This window comes from Flagellimonas onchidii, assembly GCF_004804315.1.
Taxonomy (GTDB): domain Bacteria; phylum Bacteroidota; class Bacteroidia; order Flavobacteriales; family Flavobacteriaceae; genus Flagellimonas; species Flagellimonas onchidii.
Genome location: NZ_SRXX01000013.1, coordinates 1 through 14,873 on the forward strand (window position 1 = coordinate 1; position 14,873 = coordinate 14,873).

Below are 14,873 nucleotides of genomic sequence, written 5' to 3' on the forward strand. Positions count from 1 at the left end.
TTTGCAGACTTTTGAGGATTCCATACTTTTAGCAAAAGAAAAGCTCATCGAATACAATGAGCTTAAAGGTTCTTTTCAAGTGTCAGATTAACCACAACTGTCAGGTTAAGTAGTGGCTAGTACAATTCATGATTTATTAAAACTTTGATAATTCTGTTGTTCATATCATAAACATAGGTAAGATAATTATGCTCATATATATTACCTGTAAATATTTTTAATTTAGTCACTTTAATTATTTTTTCATTCCTGTTATATCCGAGTACAATTTTAGAATACTTACCTGTAATGATTTCCGATAGTAATCCATTGCTATTATAGCTGTATTTGATTACTTTGTTTTTCCCATTGGAAGAATGAATTGATAATTCTGATAATCTATGATTGTAGTATCTATATTCTTTATAATAATGCACTTTTGAAGTATCGTTTTTTCTATAACCAACTTTAATCAACTGACCATTTTCGTTATATTCATAAATGGTATTTTCATTTCTTGTAAGCAATCCATATTTGTTGTATTCATATATGTTTTTATCTCCAAAATGATAATCCGAGCCACCTGTATCATCGGGACAAACTTCTTCATAACCTATTTTTAATCCTAAATTGTTATAAAATATATGTTTAGAACAAAGAACAACCCCTGCATCAATATATTTTTGGGTATAAAGATAGGTAGGGAAAGTTTCTTCAGAAACTTCAACTCTTTCGGGAATTTTACCTCCAAAAACAATGTCTTGAACTTCTTTTGGTAAACCATGGGGAATTATTTTTTTATTCTTTAAATCAATAACCTTTCTTAAACTTCCCAAGCTGTTATAAAAGAATACCGAATCGTTTTGCTTTTTATATGCAATAGTTTTGTTTGAATAATAAACGATAGTATCATTAGTTTGAGCATGCACTCCGTAAACAGAAAACATGATTATCATAAATAGATTTATTTTTCTTATACCATGTTTCATAATTACTACCAACTAAAAGGATATGAATTCGTTTTAATGATTTTCCAGTTTTTATCGTCTCTGTTGTCGACAAAGTAGGTGATTTCTTCGATTGACACCGACATGCAGAGTTCTTCTGATGTCTCATTGTAAGTAAGATTGATTGTGTCGTTTTTGAAGTTCAAATCCGGAATGCTTTTACCACAAGCATTAGCTATATACCATGCTGTTACGATCATGTAATGCTCTCGCTTTTCAATTTTTACGTTATCTGAATTTGCAAGTTGCACATATTTAGCTGCTTCAGGATCCATAGGCTCACCAACGTAAACAGATTGTGCCCCTAGAAGCTTTGGGTGTTTAGGTCTGTGTTGTTTTCCTTGATTACATCCAAAACCTAGGATTATGAATGAGAATAGTATCGGTATTGAAAATCTCCTGTTCATTTTGTTAGGTTTTAATTGCTTGCAACGGTCAAGTAGTTTCGCAGATATAACTCTCAACAATACGTTGTACATCCCGTTTTTTTACTTAGCGTTATAATGCTTTCCGAAATTTTCAGGGTTCTTTAGATCAATCCAGAATATCTCGGTTGGTTCATTCGATTCCGCTTGTCCATTTTGGTTCGTGTCTTTTTTTGCAAATACGTACATATAGTCATTTGCCCAGTCGTATTCTGAGCTCAGAGCAGAATAATCTTGTGGGATAAACGCTTTTTTATCAAGTCCGTTTATGTTAAAATGATAAAACCTTCTTAAGTCTTTTACATTGATAAATCCGTCTTTGTTTGTATCCTCATCATAAACCGAAACCATATAAAATTCTCTTTTTACGGGCGCTTCGTAGTTTAATGTGTCTTTTGAAAAAGCAGGATAATACAGATTCTTGATCAAAACAGGTTTTTTAAACAACTTGTTCTCTGTTTTTGTTTCGTTGTTGTAATGGGAGACATTTACAAAATTGTATCCATAAATGGCCTCAAACCCTGGCATGAAGTTGCGGTTCCAATTATTTCCTTCCTCTGGATCATAATCCCAGCTGTTGTGATAACCAATTGATCCTGTCCATGGCTTCTTTGTTTTCTTATCGTAATTCACCTTGTAGATTGGTGTTAATCTATGTGCGTCATTAAAAGTCAGCAACACACTTTTCGGTTGTGTTTCAAGTTTTAATGAGTCGATTTGGAGTCCTACAATTTTTTGTCCACTTTCATCTTCCGTAATTTCGTTTACCTGGAATCCTTTTTTCTCAATCTTGTTTTTAGAACAACTTAAGGTTACAAGTCCAAGAATTAATACTATCAAAATTTTGTTCATATTGTTTTTTCATGGTTTACAATGTTTGTAGCTAAACTTCATGTCAGTGCAGTTTGGGTTTTATCATCTGTCATTTTCTAGACAAAAAAAGTTTTTGTATTGGCTATCCCAAATTAGCAGTATAGTTCTATCGCATCCACCAAAAGGATTCGCTATTAAGTAGAGTTCGTCATCTTTGTCACTAATTTTAATGATACAATGAAATTCGAGCAACTCCTCTGTGTTAAACGCTATTTTGCCGTTATTGAATTTTCCGGTTGCTTTGTTCTTAGTCAGTTCAAGTAATTTTTTGAAATTCTTACATCTGGATACATTTGAAGTATCGATTAATCTTTTTGACTTTTCAGTATTAATTATCTTACCACAAATTCTTTTGCGCCCTGCATTTCCTGAGAGTTCCCTATCTACATAATGACTGTTTGCAGGGAAAATTTCATACCTAAAATCTTTTTCAGCCGTTCCATTTAAGGTGTAAATTTCAATCCGATATATTCCTCCTCCACAGGCTTGACCTACCACTTGATTAGGGAAAGCCAAAGCAACAACTGTGCTAATCAAATATATTTTAAGCCAGAACTCCATATAAAATAATTTCAGGTAGCGCCATAGTTATAAAGCGTATAGTGAAGAGTGCAAACTATATATCTTATCATATGGTATTTTTATCTAGACGGGGTCATTTTTAATTCCAAGATGAGTACACTTTCCATTTATTTCCTTTTTTTTCAAGTATTTGGAGCATCATAAATTCACCATATTTAGGCACGGTAGCTTTTGAAGAATCAAATTTGGGAAGAAGACAAACAAGATATCTTTCCTCAGTAAATTCTATTTTAGGGTTCCAGTTCTTGGTAATATCCATTCCAAGTTGCTTGGTAATAGCCACTTTTTTAGAATCTTGTTCAACATCTTCTTTCGTCAAAATATGCACATTAAAATCATTGAAAAATTCTTCAAATGGAGTCATTATAACTTGTTCGGACTTAGAATAATTCCCCTTTTTCTTTTTTAATTTCCGCCTATTTATTTTTACATGTCTATTCCTATTTATTTTTTCACCTTCAAACATTTCTACAAAATCATCCAAATCATTGAAGTTTTTGAAATATTTTTTAAACTTGAGTGAGTGTAGATATTTCGTTTCCTTTTTTACAAAGTCATATATTTCTGTTTTAGTCTTAATATCCAATTGTTGTCCTTTTACTGAAAAGGCAATTATGGCAAACAATGTGACCAAGAGTTTTTCTGCTTTAATAAAGTTCATTTTTATTCTTGATTTTTTGTCTTATGCTAAATATTATTCCAAACAATAATCCTATCGGTCCACCTATATGACCTAAGCTATCCTGAATTCAGTTCAGCACAAGTACATGAAGTTCAAGAAATATTTGAGAAAATCCAGCCCAAATTGACGAATGCCGGTTATAAATTGATGGAAGTAGTTCCAGATTTGATACAATTTGAGCGCAGCCAAAATGTAACGTATCTTGACTTCCTATCCTCCGCACGAGACTTTGGAAGGTGGACACTCGATATGACATTGCAATAAGAAACCAATCGTTCCTTTCCCTTTAAAGGGAAAGGTGTCTGCCGGGTGGGCGGAAAGGGGCAATACATCCCTTCCGTCCTTCGTCCACCTTCCCTTTCCTTCGACAACACTTCGACAGGCTCAGTGTGACATTGCTCTGGATGACAGGGAAGGAGTTTTTTATGCTTATATATTTAACCACCAATATTTCTTCCTTTTGATGTTCTTATTGGCCTATAACTACAGGCTCTATGTTCAACATATTCAATTTTATGTTCGGATAGAAGTTGTGCAATGAGTTCTCTTGTTTCATTTTCATCAAAGCCCATTCTTTCTCCCAGATCAATTTCATTAAGTCGACCCTTATTTTCCAGTAAAGCTTTATAATAGATTTCCTTATTTTCCATAAGTAGTTGGTTTTTTTGCCGCTATCATCATATGAGGGCTAAAAGGTAGCAGATAGCTATCATTCTCGGTTATCTTAATAAGTTCCAATAATATTTCTCTTCTTTTGGGATTTGTCATATTGGCAAAATAAGCTTTGTCCAACCAAGCCATTCCTTCCACGGCATACATGTTAAGATAGGTCAGGTCTTGACTTGTAAATTCATCCCTGAACTGTTCTGGTTTATGATAGTACGCTTCGGCTAAAAGCCAAGGGAAATCATCAGGGGGATTGTGTATTCCTGTTGTCAACTCTTCTTTGCACATTTCAAAAAAAGATTTTTTATGTACGAGGCCGTTTAATAAACCTACCAAAGTCGATGCGGTGTAATTGATGGCAAAACCCAATACAATCCCATTAGTTTTTAAAACCCTCTTTGCCTCGCGTATTGTCGCATCTCTATCTTCTCTTTTTTGAAGATGATACAGCGGTCCGTGCAAGATTATAAGGTCTGCAAAATTATTGGGAAACTCCAATTTTCGGGACTCACCTAGGTGAACCGAAAATTTATTCTTTGAGGCATTGGCCCTGTTTTTTGCGATTTTTATATGCTTTGGAACTGGTTCAACCAAATGAACTTGATGTCCTTTCTTGGCAAGCCATTCCGAATATTTACCTGTTCCGCCACCTACATCAATTATTCTTGAAGGTGAAGATGGGATGTATTTTTCTATAAGTGATTTGATTCTTTCAAACTCGAATACTCCCATTCCTTTGTCAAGCCTAGTTTCTTCGGATGCTTTATTATAAAAGACTTCTATACTTCTGCTTATTAACTGTTTACTAGGCATTCTTAATCATTGTATTGATATCACGTTGAAATGTTGCATACATCACAAAGTGATATTGCAATCGATTTTTAATCAATTGCTTTGTTTAAAATTTGATGAAATGATTGGATATGATTATCTGTGCGCCAAAAAAAAAAGATAGTTTCTAGGCACTAGTTACTCATTTGTCCTTTGGACAAAAACACAGATAATATGTTCTAATAATAAAACAGGTTGTAAAGGTAGGTATTCTGAAGTAATTTTTTTCGGAGTTTTTTTGATTGCACTTATCGGTCTCGACTATAAGTAGTTGCTTGATTTAGCACATAACTTTGCAAGTACACACAAAGCTGAAAATCCTCACGGATTTTCAGAAGTAGTCGAGAACAAGCAATTACTTATAGCCATTGTCGCAATAAGCTTTTTTCATTCCACTTTTGGACTTAATTCAATAAAATCTTATTTTTTTTCAAAAGCAATGACGTTTTTTTTGTCATTATAATAAATTAAAAGTTGAGAATTCTTTACCTCATAGTATTCAGCCTGACTTATTTGATATAATTTAGTCCATTCAGGTTCATTGATAAATGTTTGGAAAACTGCTCCAATTGATATTTTCCCATTGGCTTTAATCTCGAATTGGGCACTGTAGCCATTTGTGACTTTAAAACCTGAAATTTCTCCTTTCCCGTCATTTTGAGGTTCAGTAAAGTTAGCGGTTATATCTCCGTTGTTATAGTCTAACCAAGTGTTCTGTTTTGTCTTAGTTATTTTATTTCCATTATCTATAAAATAGATTACTTTCCAATTTCCAGTCAAATCGTAAATAATTTCATCACTATCGTTTGAACAACTGTTAAATATAAGAGTGAAAACCATTAAAAATGTTGATGTTTTGATTGAAGAATAAGATTTCATATGTGCGTTTATTTGAAGATAAAAAAAACACCCTTTAGTTGCGTTATTTTTGTCAAGTTTACTGCCAACTAAAAGGATATGAATTCGTTTTAATGATTCATATCCCACAATAAGTGAAGTTATAGGTTTTTAGTTTAAAAATCCAGCTTGAATCAATGGGTACTAGTTACGAATTGATGAAAGTGGTTTTGATCTAATACAATTTGAGCGCAGTCAAGAATATTTAAATCTCGACTACGCTCAATGTGGCAAAATTAACTTTGCGTGTTCCCAGCACACTTCGACAAGCTCAGTGTGACAATAATTTCCCTTCTCCGACCCCTTTCGACAGGCTCAGGATGACCACGCAATGTGATGGTTATCCTTCTTTGTGGATTTCGACCTGATGTGGGTAAGGAATTTCGATTCCAGCTTCATCCAAGGCCAATTTGCAATTTTCATAGGTGGCAAAATACACATCCCAATAATCCTCTGGTTTGCAAAACGGACGTACCGCAAAGTTTACGGAGCTATCGGCCAATTCCAGCACATTTACGGTAGGTTCCGGCTCTGTTAATACCTGTGGATTGGAAGTCAATACCTTCAACAACACCTCTTTGGTCTTTTTAATATCCTCTCCATAACCTACACCAATTACAGTGTCCACTCGAATTTTACCTTCGGCGGAGTAATTGACAATATTTCCGTTCGCCATGGCTCCGTTAGGCACAATGGCCAATTTATTCTCTGGGGTAACCAATTTAGTAGTGAAAATTTCAATTTCCTTTACCACACCCAAAGCTCCCTGGGCCTCAATTAAATCTCCAATACGATAGGGCTTAAAAATCATGATCAATACCCCACCGGCAAAATTGGAGAGTGAGCCCTGTAAAGCCAAACCAATCGCCAAACCTGCGGCCGCAATAACAGCGGCAAAAGAGGTTGCGTCCACGCCCAACTGTGAGATAACCAGTAGAATCAAGAATACTTTGAGACCCCATGAAATAAGGTTGAGCAGGAATTTCTGTAGCGATTCATCATACTTGCTCTTGGACATCATATTTCGCGTGGCCCCAAGGATTTTTTTAATAACCCATGAACCTACAATATATAAGAGAATTGCTGTTATCAGCTTTGGTCCAAATTCCTTGGCCAAATCTAATCCGTAATTAATCCATTCTTGTGCTTTTTCCATAGTCGGTGTACTTAAATTTGTTAGTGTTTTCTTGTGAGTGAGACACTAATATAAAAAGAAGGTCACATAAAATCCATTACCAGAACATTTTGCACAAAAAAAGGGTAACTTAAGTTACCCTGATTCCGTTTTTTGATGTTTATATTGTTTATCCTTTCAAAAACTCACCTATTTCACCTAATCCCTCTCCTTTATAATCCGATTTTTGAATGGCCTGTATTAATTGCACTATATGGGCCGGGTTCATATCCTTGCCCAAAACTCGCACTAATGCGAAACCTTTATCCTTACTATCTCCATAAATTATGACCTCATCTATGGCATTTTCATCCCCCAAATACTTAATGACTCCTTTTCCGTATTGGGAATTGATTTTCATCAATTCAACAAAATCATCATTCTTTAGAATCTCTTTTACCTTGGCTGTCTCCGTTTTGTATTCTCCGGCATTTTCTTCGGTTTTTCTAAACGCCAAAAGATTGAATTTACGAAGAGATTCCACAGCTTCCCGCTGTGTTTCGGTCAAGTCTACCGCATCCATCTTTAATATACTTGCTGGAACATCGACCACGATGAAATTGGGGTTTTCGGAATTGTCCACATAATACTCCTGTAGACTTTGCTGTGATGAGCAGGAGGCCAATAGTATGGCCCCTGCAATCATTAAACTTTTAAACATATATTTCATCTGTTCTTTTTTGATTGTTGTTATTTTTCATCCAATTTCTCCAACCCCTTGTGAAGTTTCATCTTTCTGGTCAATGAACCTACTTTGGCAAGGTCAATGTCTCCTGTTATGGTCAACAGCACAGTTTCTATGTCGCGATGATGGCTTTTTCCATGTTTCTTATCGTCTATTCCGGTAACAAACATTAATAATTCCTCAACCCTATTATCGTTTCTCCCATGTTTAATGTAGAACCTCAAGTTGGTATCTCCATCCTTGACCTTCATCAATTCTTCAAGTTTTGAAGATTTTACATATTGCTTCATGGTAACCGCCATATCAGCAGCCGCTCCCTTGTCTTCTGAGAGAAAAATTTTGATGTTTTCTATACTTTTTGCCAACTCTACAAACTCTCGAGTATCTTCATCTTTGTCATCGGCCATCATTTGCGCTACCAGCTCAAGCATACCTTTGTTAATAGTCACTGTTCCGATTCTGTCAGAATCTTCGAATTTATCGAGTACCGATTGAGAAACTCCCCAATAAGGGAGCACGCCCATCAACAGTATTATAATTACTTTTTTCATTTTGATGTTTTTTGATTGATTTCGATTTCATCTGTCAGATATCAGTTCTAAGTCATCAGAATGCTGTACGAACTTGATTTCTGCCAACTGAAAAATGTTTATTGTTTTTTACCTGCTTTGTTCAGTTCCTTTGGAAGATTCATTTTATTGGTCAACGAATTGATTTTGTTCAAATCGATATCTCCAGTAAGGGAAAGTAATACCGTCTCGAACTTTCTACCATCTGCCTTAACTTCCTTCAAACCTGTAACGAACATCAATAACTCGCTTACATGATCGTCATCTCTACCCTGCTTAATGTAGAATTTTACATTGGCATCTTTGTCCTTCACACGCATCAATTCCTCCATCGTCGAAGCTTTCAGGTATTTATTCACAGATGATTTCATGTCATCGCCAATTTCTTTATTGTCTGTTGTAAACACCTTCAAACTTTTAAGGCTACTGGCGATGTCCATAAAGTCTTGTGCTTCTTGATCATCTACCTCAACATCTATCTTCGCCAATAGGTTGAACATGCTTTTGTTCACCACTACCGAGGTCACGTCGTCCAAATCCTCGAATTTATCGAATAGTGATTGGGAAAAACCTGAAAGTGGTAATACAGCTATTAAAAAGATTATAATATTCCTTTTCATTTTTTACGTTTTACTTGTTGTTATAAATTTTCTGCTTTGCGACTTCAAACTCTTGTAAATAGGCTACCTTTTCTGTGCCTTTTCCAAAATTCTCCGCTAAGAGTTCAAAAGCCTTTTTGGTTTCTTGATAGGCATACTCTGCCTGTCTTTGTTCCTGGTATTGATTACCAAAATAAATGCCAAAGGTCAAAACTGCTACGGCCGCAACGGAAATCCACTTGTAATAGTTTTTTCTAGGTTTTAATGGAACCTGCTTTGTGTACCGTTCTTCCTTGGCGTTGGAAAAGTAGTTGAACATAGGCTTGTACTGTTCCAGATGTGTTGCAACACTTTCTTGTGAAAAATAAGCCTGCAGTATTTTCTCTTCAGCTACCGTAGTGGTGGCTTCAAAATACTTTTCCAATAATTTTTCTATGTTATCCAATTCCATAGTTATGTTTTTTAACTAGTTCTTGTCGTACTGTTTTTCTAGCTCTTGACAGCGCTACTCTTACTGCGGTCGGTTTCATGTCCAAAAGCTCACATATTTCTTCAAACTCATATTGCTCAACATCTCGCAATTGTAGCACCATTTTTTGCTGTTCAGGTAACTCTTCCATAATGCGCTCCATCCATCTTACACTATCCTCTGCTTCAATTTGGCCTTGCAGGGAGGTGTTTTCATCAGTATAGTTACTATGCACCAACTTTAGGTTGCCCGCTTGCTTAGATTTTAATCGGTCCAAACAAAAATTCTTTGTCATGGTCATCGCAAAGGCCTCTACATTTTTATATTCACCCATACTCTCGTTTTTAGACCATAACTTTAGCAAAATTTCCTGTGTAGCGTCTTCCGCTTCTTCCCGTGACACCAACAACCTTTTGGCAAGTCGGTATAATTTGTCCTTAAAGGGCATTACCACATTTAAAAATTCGGCTTGTTTCATTAGGTTTCCTTAGTCGTTGTAGGCTTAAAATTTTTCGCTTACATTATCACGACGACACATATCGAATTTTGTTACAAAAAATTTGTATTCTCCTGATATGTATCTATTTTGTGACTTCAATTTGTAAGAATTTAGAAAATTATACCACATAAATATTATGTTTTTCAATTTATATGGAATGATAATTGATAGTTCTTATCAAAATTTAGCTATGAAAAAATTACTTTTCCCCCTTTTTGCCTTTTTACTTATTGCATGCTCCAGTGATGACAACGGTGGCAGCATAGAAAATCCCAATCCCAATCCACCTACTGCTACACTTGAAGAAGTACAGGTGCAAAACTTCATGTGGGGTGCAATGAATCTCTGGTACTTTTGGCAAGCTGATGTAGATGATCTTGCAGACGATAGATTCTCGAATAATCAAGAGTATACGGAGTTTTTGGCGGCGACTGAAAATCCTCGGGATTTCTATTATCAAATATGTAATAGGCATTCTGTCATATTTGGAGAAGAGAATTCCATTGATCGTTTCAGCTTCCTTGGCGACGATTATAGAGAGTTGGTAAATAATTTATCGGGAGTTTCTAAAAGTAATGGTCTAGAATTTGGAGTTCAGCTCTTTTCAGATGATGATAATTTGCTTTTCGGCTATGTACAATATATAGTTCCAAACTCTGATGCATCCACAAAAGACATTAAACGCGGCGATATTTTTACCCGTGTTGATGGACAACAGCTTACCTTGGGCAATTACCGTAATCTTCTATTCGGCAGCAACAACAGTTATACTTTGGGTATGGCCGATATAAATGGTACTGAGATAGATGATAATGACAAAGAGGTTACATTGACAAAAATCGAAAACCAAGTTGAAGATCCTATCTTAGTGGCCAAGACTTTAGATGTTAATGGGACTAAAGTTGCATACCTTATGTACAATCGATTTCTAAGAAGTTTTGATGAACAGCTCAATAACGCATTCGGTCAATTCGTAGCGGATGGAGCTACAGAATTAGTTCTTGACATGCGATACAATCCGGGAGGTTCTGTAAACACTTCAAGGCTTTTGGCAAGTATGATATATGGAGCCAATACCGATGATTTGTATATAAGACAACGGTATAATAATAAAATCCAACCCCAATTGAGCGAAGAGTTCTTAGAAGATTATTTTGCTAGTGGAATTGGCGACAACAACTCCGGTGCAGCTATAAACACATTAAACCTAAGCAAGATTTATGTGATTGCCACCCATGGTTCTGCATCAGCAAGTGAGTTGGTCATGAACAGTTTAGCTCCTTATATAGATATTATTCATATTGGGGAAACTACCCGTGGAAAAAACGAATTTTCAATTACGCTTGTCGACGATCCAGGTAACGCCTTTGCATATTCCCGGAATCGGGAAGACGAAATTAATCCAGAAAACAGTTGGGCTTTACAGCCTTTGGTTGGACGAAACGAAAATGCGGATGGCTTTTTTGATTACACAGCTGGTTTAGCTCCTACTATTTTCCTAGAAGAAGATTTAGCCAATCTTGGTGAGCTGGGAGATGAAAATGAGCCTCTATTGGCAAGGGCCATTCAAGAGATTACAGGCGCGGCCTCTAAACAGAGTTTTTCGGTACAAATGCCTGCAAAAACCTTAACTAGTTCTAGAATTGAAACCCCACTAAGAGACAATATGTATTTGGACAAACCAATACGATTAAACAAATAAAAAGAAAGCGGCCTTTTAGCCGCTTTCTTTTTATACTAAGGAACATGTTTTATTCTTGGGTTACCTTAACCGTCTTGAAGTGACTGTATTTTTTAGAGAGTTTTTCAGGAACTTTTAAAACCTCTGGATGAAAAAGACCAGCTAGCAATTCAATACCATTAACCAAGGTGTTTGCCGAAGATTGGGTAAACATATCAAAGTCAGCAATAAAAACTGCATTCTCTTTGACCGCTTTTAAATTGCTCCAACCCTCCTTTTCCACCAGTAGGTGTAATTCTTCAAGAGTACGGTCAACTGTAAATCCACATGGCGCAATCACCAAAACTTCAGGGTTGTATTTGACAATCTTATCCCATTGGGTTACAATGCTATCTCCCGAAGGATTAGAAAGCATATCCACTCCCCCAGCATAGGCAATTTGATGAGGGATCCAATGTCCACAATTGAAAATGGGGTCCAACCATTCCATAAGCATTACCCTTTTAGGAAGTGCCCTAGCTGCTCTTAATCCGTCCACTACAACGTCGATACGTTTGTGTAATCCATCCAAGTAAGTATAGGCAACTTCTTCTTTCCCTAACGCTTTCGCTATTGTGATGGCTGATTCAAAAACATCTTCCAACGATTCCGGGCTTATGGAAATCAATTCTGGTTGTTTCTCTAAATTAGCTACAGCTGCCGCGGTGCATGCTGTATCAATCTGGCAGATATCACACATGTCTTGCGTAAAGATGATATCTGGTGCAATCTCTTCCAAAAGGGGTTCATCCACATAGTACAAATCCTTTCCCTGATGCTTACTCGCAGAAAAAAGTGCATCTATTTCTATACTGGATAGGTTTTTCCCTTCAAGTACGCACCTTACTACAGGTTTTTTTTCTTTTAAAGCCTGTTGTGGGCATTCAAAAGTGATGCCATGCAGGTGCTCTTCCAAACCCATATCATAAAGCATTTGGGTCACAGCCGGTAAGAACGAACAAACTTTTAGCATGGCATCAAGTTATTAAATTATAGGCTAAGATTAAGTCCAGCGCTCAAGTTTCTACCTCTGGTCGTAAAACCAAAAACTTCTGTAAACTCCGCATTGAACAAATTCGTTGCATTCAGAAATAAGGTAACTCTTTCCTTCATAATCTTTTTTGAAAAATACAAGTCCACCGTAGAGAAAGAATCCAAATCTACGATGTAGGAAGGCTCGGGAAACGGAGGAAAAACCCTATCAGTTCTGCTCCCAACGTATTGATAGCGCAATGAAGCATTCATTGTATCGGAAAAAGTGAAATCAAACAGTGCATTTATCTTATGTTCGGGTATACGGATTGCATCATCACCTTGACGGTTGGTATAGGTATAGTTTGTGCTGATATTTAGCTTTTTGCTTGTTACCCAAAGAGCTTCCACCTCAACACCGTTTACATCGATTTCATCAGAAATATTGATACTTTGAAAAGTAGAGGAGTCAAAGCCTATTGCATTTTTCTCATTACGATCAAAATAAAGTGCGCTTACCCTTATTTTATCATTAACATAGTACTCCACACCGCCTTCAATGGTTCTGTTTTCTTCGGGTTCCAAATTAGGGTTCGCACCAAAATCTCCGAACAATTGAATCAACCCCGGTGTTATATAGGAAGTAGCATACGACCCCAATAACTTTACATATCCATTAGACGTGGTAAAAGCATATGAAGGATTAACGTTATATACAAAGTGATTCCCATATTCGGAATGGGTATTTAGCCTAGCTCCAGTATTCAGGTTAAATCCAAAATCAGAGACGTAGACCACATTGGCATAAGGGTCTAGAATGGAAAGCTCGGCCTCATTACTAAAAACAGCTTCATCCTTTAAGTAGTTTACACCTAAAATAGTATGCCATTTATTATCAATAACATATTTATTATATAAATCAACGACTAGGTTTTTTCCATCCAATACACTTTCTCCAAAACCGGTACTCGAATTGGTTTCATAATCGGTATACGCAGAATTAATGTGAATGGAACCGTTATTATACTTAAGCGATGAAGAAATACCTACTCTTTCTTGATCTACTTTGGAACGATTGGTAGCTTCTGCCCTATCATCATCAAACTCCGTATCAAATTTTGTTTGGTTTCCATAAATGGATATTTCAAAATTATCTGAAAACTGATATCCTAGCTTAAGATCAGTACTGTAATGTGAAAATGTATCTTCATCATTTTCAGGTGTGACCGCCGCTGAAAGTCCATTTGAATAACGGTTGGAAAACCCAACATTATAGGAGAATTTATCCAGCGTTCCGTTTACTGCAACGGCATTGCCAAAACTTGCCAAATTATAATTTTGGTCTTCCTTGGTCTGATTTGTCCCTATAGTGGATTGAATACTCCCGGCTATTTTCGCATCGGAGCTTTTCTTCGTCGTAATACTAATGACCGCAGTGGCGGCATTGGTACCATACAAGGTACTAGCAGCACCTTTTATTATTTCAATAGATTCCACGTTCGCGGGAGACAACAATCGTAAATCATATTCCCGTGAAAAGGATGAAGGGTCGGACACCCGAACTCCATCAATGATTATCAAAACCTGTCTTCCTCTACCCCCTCGTGCGAAAACCCCAAATACGGAGCCGTCTCTTCCTCGGCTCCCTGCAATTTCAATTCCGCTCTTGGCATTAATAATCTCTGGAATGGTCTTTCCTTGGTTTCTTTCGAGCTCTTCGGCTGAGATTTTAATGACCGTTTTACCTGAATTTTCCCGTTTCAATTGAAACCGGGAATCGCTCACAACCACTTCTTGTAGTTGCTGTACTTCAGTCTCATCTTGCTGCGATTCCTGTGCAGAAAGACCCTGACCCGCCACAAAAGTGGCACATAACAATAAATAATTTTTTTTCATTTCGTTTAAGTGAATAAACGGGAGAATAGTATGCTGTCCCATACGTAAACCTTTATCCCGAAAGTTTAACAATGTTTGTTTGAATTTGGCAGGTATCCTGACTTGCGTCTTGCTCACTACCTTCCCACCCAAAGGGCAGTGGTTTTGAAGTTGCGGCAAGCACCTTCTCGATGCTGACACTCTAGAAATATCATCATCAATCTGGCTGAGCTTACAGTTGCGGGAACAGCTCCGGATTTACACCGGATTCCCTTTTAATCATGCAAAAAAACACGCACAAACCAAAATTCGGCACGAAAATAATCATTCTGTTTAATCTTTTTTTGAAAAAGTTAAATAATCTTACTT

The 14,873-nt window shown here is 36.5% G+C and carries 17 protein-coding genes and 1 riboswitch; of the genes, 1 reads left to right on the forward strand and 16 read right to left on the reverse strand.

Going from position 1 to position 14,873, the window contains the following annotated elements; genetic code table 11:
- Positions 1 to 116: 116 nt before the first annotated feature.
- The 14 genes from E4661_RS13780 to E4661_RS13850 form a co-directional block, all read right to left on the reverse strand.
- The gene (locus E4661_RS13780) at positions 117 to 968 is read right to left on the reverse strand and encodes a hypothetical protein (RefSeq protein ID WP_136468039.1); all 852 of its coding nucleotides are present in this window, start codon (positions 966 to 968) and stop codon (positions 117 to 119) included.
- A gap of 5 nt (positions 969 to 973) precedes the next feature.
- Positions 974 to 1,393: a hypothetical protein gene (locus E4661_RS13785; protein WP_136468040.1), complete on the reverse strand. Its 420-nt coding sequence runs from the start codon at positions 1,391 to 1,393 to the stop codon at positions 974 to 976.
- A gap of 81 nt (positions 1,394 to 1,474) precedes the next feature.
- Positions 1,475 to 2,263 (reverse strand): hypothetical protein, encoded by a 789-nt coding sequence (locus E4661_RS13790; RefSeq protein WP_136468041.1) that lies wholly within the window; start codon positions 2,261 to 2,263, stop codon positions 1,475 to 1,477.
- 63 nt (positions 2,264 to 2,326) lie between these two features.
- A complete protein-coding gene (locus E4661_RS13795) occupies positions 2,327 to 2,845 on the reverse strand; it encodes a hypothetical protein (protein ID WP_136468042.1) in 519 nt (172 codons plus the stop codon).
- 100 nt (positions 2,846 to 2,945) lie between these two features.
- Entirely contained in the window at positions 2,946 to 3,452 is a 507-nt protein-coding gene (locus tag E4661_RS13800; protein ID WP_136468043.1) for a hypothetical protein, read from the reverse strand.
- 533 nt (positions 3,453 to 3,985) lie between these two features.
- On the reverse strand, positions 3,986 to 4,198 hold the full coding sequence (locus tag E4661_RS13805) for a hypothetical protein (RefSeq protein WP_136468044.1): 213 nt from the start codon (positions 4,196 to 4,198) through the stop codon (positions 3,986 to 3,988).
- Entirely contained in the window at positions 4,188 to 5,027 is an 840-nt protein-coding gene (locus tag E4661_RS13810) for a class I SAM-dependent methyltransferase (protein ID WP_136468045.1), read from the reverse strand. The genes E4661_RS13805 and E4661_RS13810 overlap by 11 nt, the downstream gene beginning before the upstream one ends.
- A gap of 438 nt (positions 5,028 to 5,465) precedes the next feature.
- Positions 5,466 to 5,924 (reverse strand): hypothetical protein, encoded by a 459-nt coding sequence (locus E4661_RS13820; protein WP_136468047.1) that lies wholly within the window; start codon positions 5,922 to 5,924, stop codon positions 5,466 to 5,468.
- 358 nt (positions 5,925 to 6,282) lie between these two features.
- A complete protein-coding gene (locus tag E4661_RS13825; RefSeq protein ID WP_136468048.1) occupies positions 6,283 to 7,098 on the reverse strand; it encodes a mechanosensitive ion channel family protein in 816 nt (271 codons plus the stop codon).
- A 148-nt stretch (positions 7,099 to 7,246) separates the two neighbouring features.
- Entirely contained in the window at positions 7,247 to 7,786 is a 540-nt protein-coding gene (locus tag E4661_RS13830) for a DUF4252 domain-containing protein (RefSeq protein WP_136468049.1), read from the reverse strand.
- A 20-nt stretch (positions 7,787 to 7,806) separates the two neighbouring features.
- On the reverse strand, positions 7,807 to 8,352 hold the full coding sequence (locus E4661_RS13835; RefSeq protein ID WP_136468050.1) for a DUF4252 domain-containing protein: 546 nt from the start codon (positions 8,350 to 8,352) through the stop codon (positions 7,807 to 7,809).
- Positions 8,353 to 8,450: 98 nt separating this feature from the next.
- Positions 8,451 to 8,990 carry a DUF4252 domain-containing protein gene (locus E4661_RS13840; protein WP_136468051.1) on the reverse strand — a complete coding sequence of 180 codons (540 nt, stop codon included), beginning with the start codon at positions 8,988 to 8,990 and terminating at the stop codon, positions 8,451 to 8,453.
- Between the two features lie 10 nt (positions 8,991 to 9,000).
- Positions 9,001 to 9,420, reverse strand: coding sequence for a hypothetical protein (locus E4661_RS13845; RefSeq protein WP_136468052.1), 420 nt, complete (start codon positions 9,418 to 9,420; stop codon positions 9,001 to 9,003).
- Positions 9,407 to 9,916 (reverse strand): RNA polymerase sigma factor, encoded by a 510-nt coding sequence (locus E4661_RS13850; RefSeq protein ID WP_136468053.1) that lies wholly within the window; start codon positions 9,914 to 9,916, stop codon positions 9,407 to 9,409. Before E4661_RS13850 ends, E4661_RS13845 begins: the two co-directional genes overlap by 14 nt.
- Before the next feature lie 211 nt (positions 9,917 to 10,127).
- On the opposite strand from E4661_RS13850, the gene E4661_RS13855 reads away from it, so the two are divergent.
- Positions 10,128 to 11,639, forward strand: coding sequence for a S41 family peptidase (locus tag E4661_RS13855; protein WP_136468054.1), 1,512 nt, complete (start codon positions 10,128 to 10,130; stop codon positions 11,637 to 11,639).
- 49 nt (positions 11,640 to 11,688) lie between these two features.
- On the opposite strand, the gene E4661_RS13860 is transcribed toward E4661_RS13855, so the two are convergent.
- Together E4661_RS13860 and E4661_RS13865 are read right to left on the reverse strand one after the other, a co-directional pair.
- The gene (locus E4661_RS13860; RefSeq protein ID WP_136468055.1) at positions 11,689 to 12,630 is read right to left on the reverse strand and encodes an ABC transporter substrate-binding protein; all 942 of its coding nucleotides are present in this window, start codon (positions 12,628 to 12,630) and stop codon (positions 11,689 to 11,691) included.
- Positions 12,631 to 12,647: 17 nt separating this feature from the next.
- On the reverse strand, positions 12,648 to 14,525 hold the full coding sequence (locus E4661_RS13865; protein ID WP_136468056.1) for a TonB-dependent receptor plug domain-containing protein: 1,878 nt from the start codon (positions 14,523 to 14,525) through the stop codon (positions 12,648 to 12,650).
- A 70-nt stretch (positions 14,526 to 14,595) separates the two neighbouring features.
- Positions 14,596 to 14,826, reverse strand: a riboswitch (cobalamin riboswitch).
- Positions 14,827 to 14,873: the final 47 nt, after the last annotated feature.

What these genes read in the sequence shown, in the direction of transcription:
- E4661_RS13805 (WP_136468044.1), bottom strand. Translation starts at nt 4,198, where the DNA reads ATGGAAAATAAGGAAATCTATTATAAAGCTTTACTGGAAAATAAGGGT.
- E4661_RS13850 (WP_136468053.1), bottom strand. Translation starts at nt 9,916, where the DNA reads ATGAAACAAGCCGAATTTTTAAATGTGGTAATGCCCTTTAAGGACAAA.
- E4661_RS13795 (WP_136468042.1), bottom strand. Translation starts at nt 2,845, where the DNA reads ATGGAGTTCTGGCTTAAAATATATTTGATTAGCACAGTTGTTGCTTTG.
- E4661_RS13790 (WP_136468041.1), bottom strand. Translation starts at nt 2,263, where the DNA reads ATGAACAAAATTTTGATAGTATTAATTCTTGGACTTGTAACCTTAAGT.
- E4661_RS13840 (WP_136468051.1), bottom strand. Translation starts at nt 8,990, where the DNA reads ATGAAAAGGAATATTATAATCTTTTTAATAGCTGTATTACCACTTTCA.
- E4661_RS13825 (WP_136468048.1), bottom strand. Translation starts at nt 7,098, where the DNA reads ATGGAAAAAGCACAAGAATGGATTAATTACGGATTAGATTTGGCCAAG.
- E4661_RS13855 (WP_136468054.1), top strand. Translation starts at nt 10,128, where the DNA reads ATGAAAAAATTACTTTTCCCCCTTTTTGCCTTTTTACTTATTGCATGC.
- E4661_RS13835 (WP_136468050.1), bottom strand. Translation starts at nt 8,352, where the DNA reads ATGAAAAAAGTAATTATAATACTGTTGATGGGCGTGCTCCCTTATTGG.
- E4661_RS13845 (WP_136468052.1), bottom strand. Translation starts at nt 9,420, where the DNA reads ATGGAATTGGATAACATAGAAAAATTATTGGAAAAGTATTTTGAAGCC.
- E4661_RS13865 (WP_136468056.1), bottom strand. Translation starts at nt 14,525, where the DNA reads ATGAAAAAAAATTATTTATTGTTATGTGCCACTTTTGTGGCGGGTCAG.
- E4661_RS13830 (WP_136468049.1), bottom strand. Translation starts at nt 7,786, where the DNA reads ATGAAATATATGTTTAAAAGTTTAATGATTGCAGGGGCCATACTATTG.
- E4661_RS13820 (WP_136468047.1), bottom strand. Translation starts at nt 5,924, where the DNA reads ATGAAATCTTATTCTTCAATCAAAACATCAACATTTTTAATGGTTTTC.
- E4661_RS13780 (WP_136468039.1), bottom strand. Translation starts at nt 968, where the DNA reads ATGAAACATGGTATAAGAAAAATAAATCTATTTATGATAATCATGTTT.
- E4661_RS13810 (WP_136468045.1), bottom strand. Translation starts at nt 5,027, where the DNA reads ATGCCTAGTAAACAGTTAATAAGCAGAAGTATAGAAGTCTTTTATAAT.
- E4661_RS13785 (WP_136468040.1), bottom strand. Translation starts at nt 1,393, where the DNA reads ATGAACAGGAGATTTTCAATACCGATACTATTCTCATTCATAATCCTA.
- E4661_RS13860 (WP_136468055.1), bottom strand. Translation starts at nt 12,630, where the DNA reads ATGCTAAAAGTTTGTTCGTTCTTACCGGCTGTGACCCAAATGCTTTAT.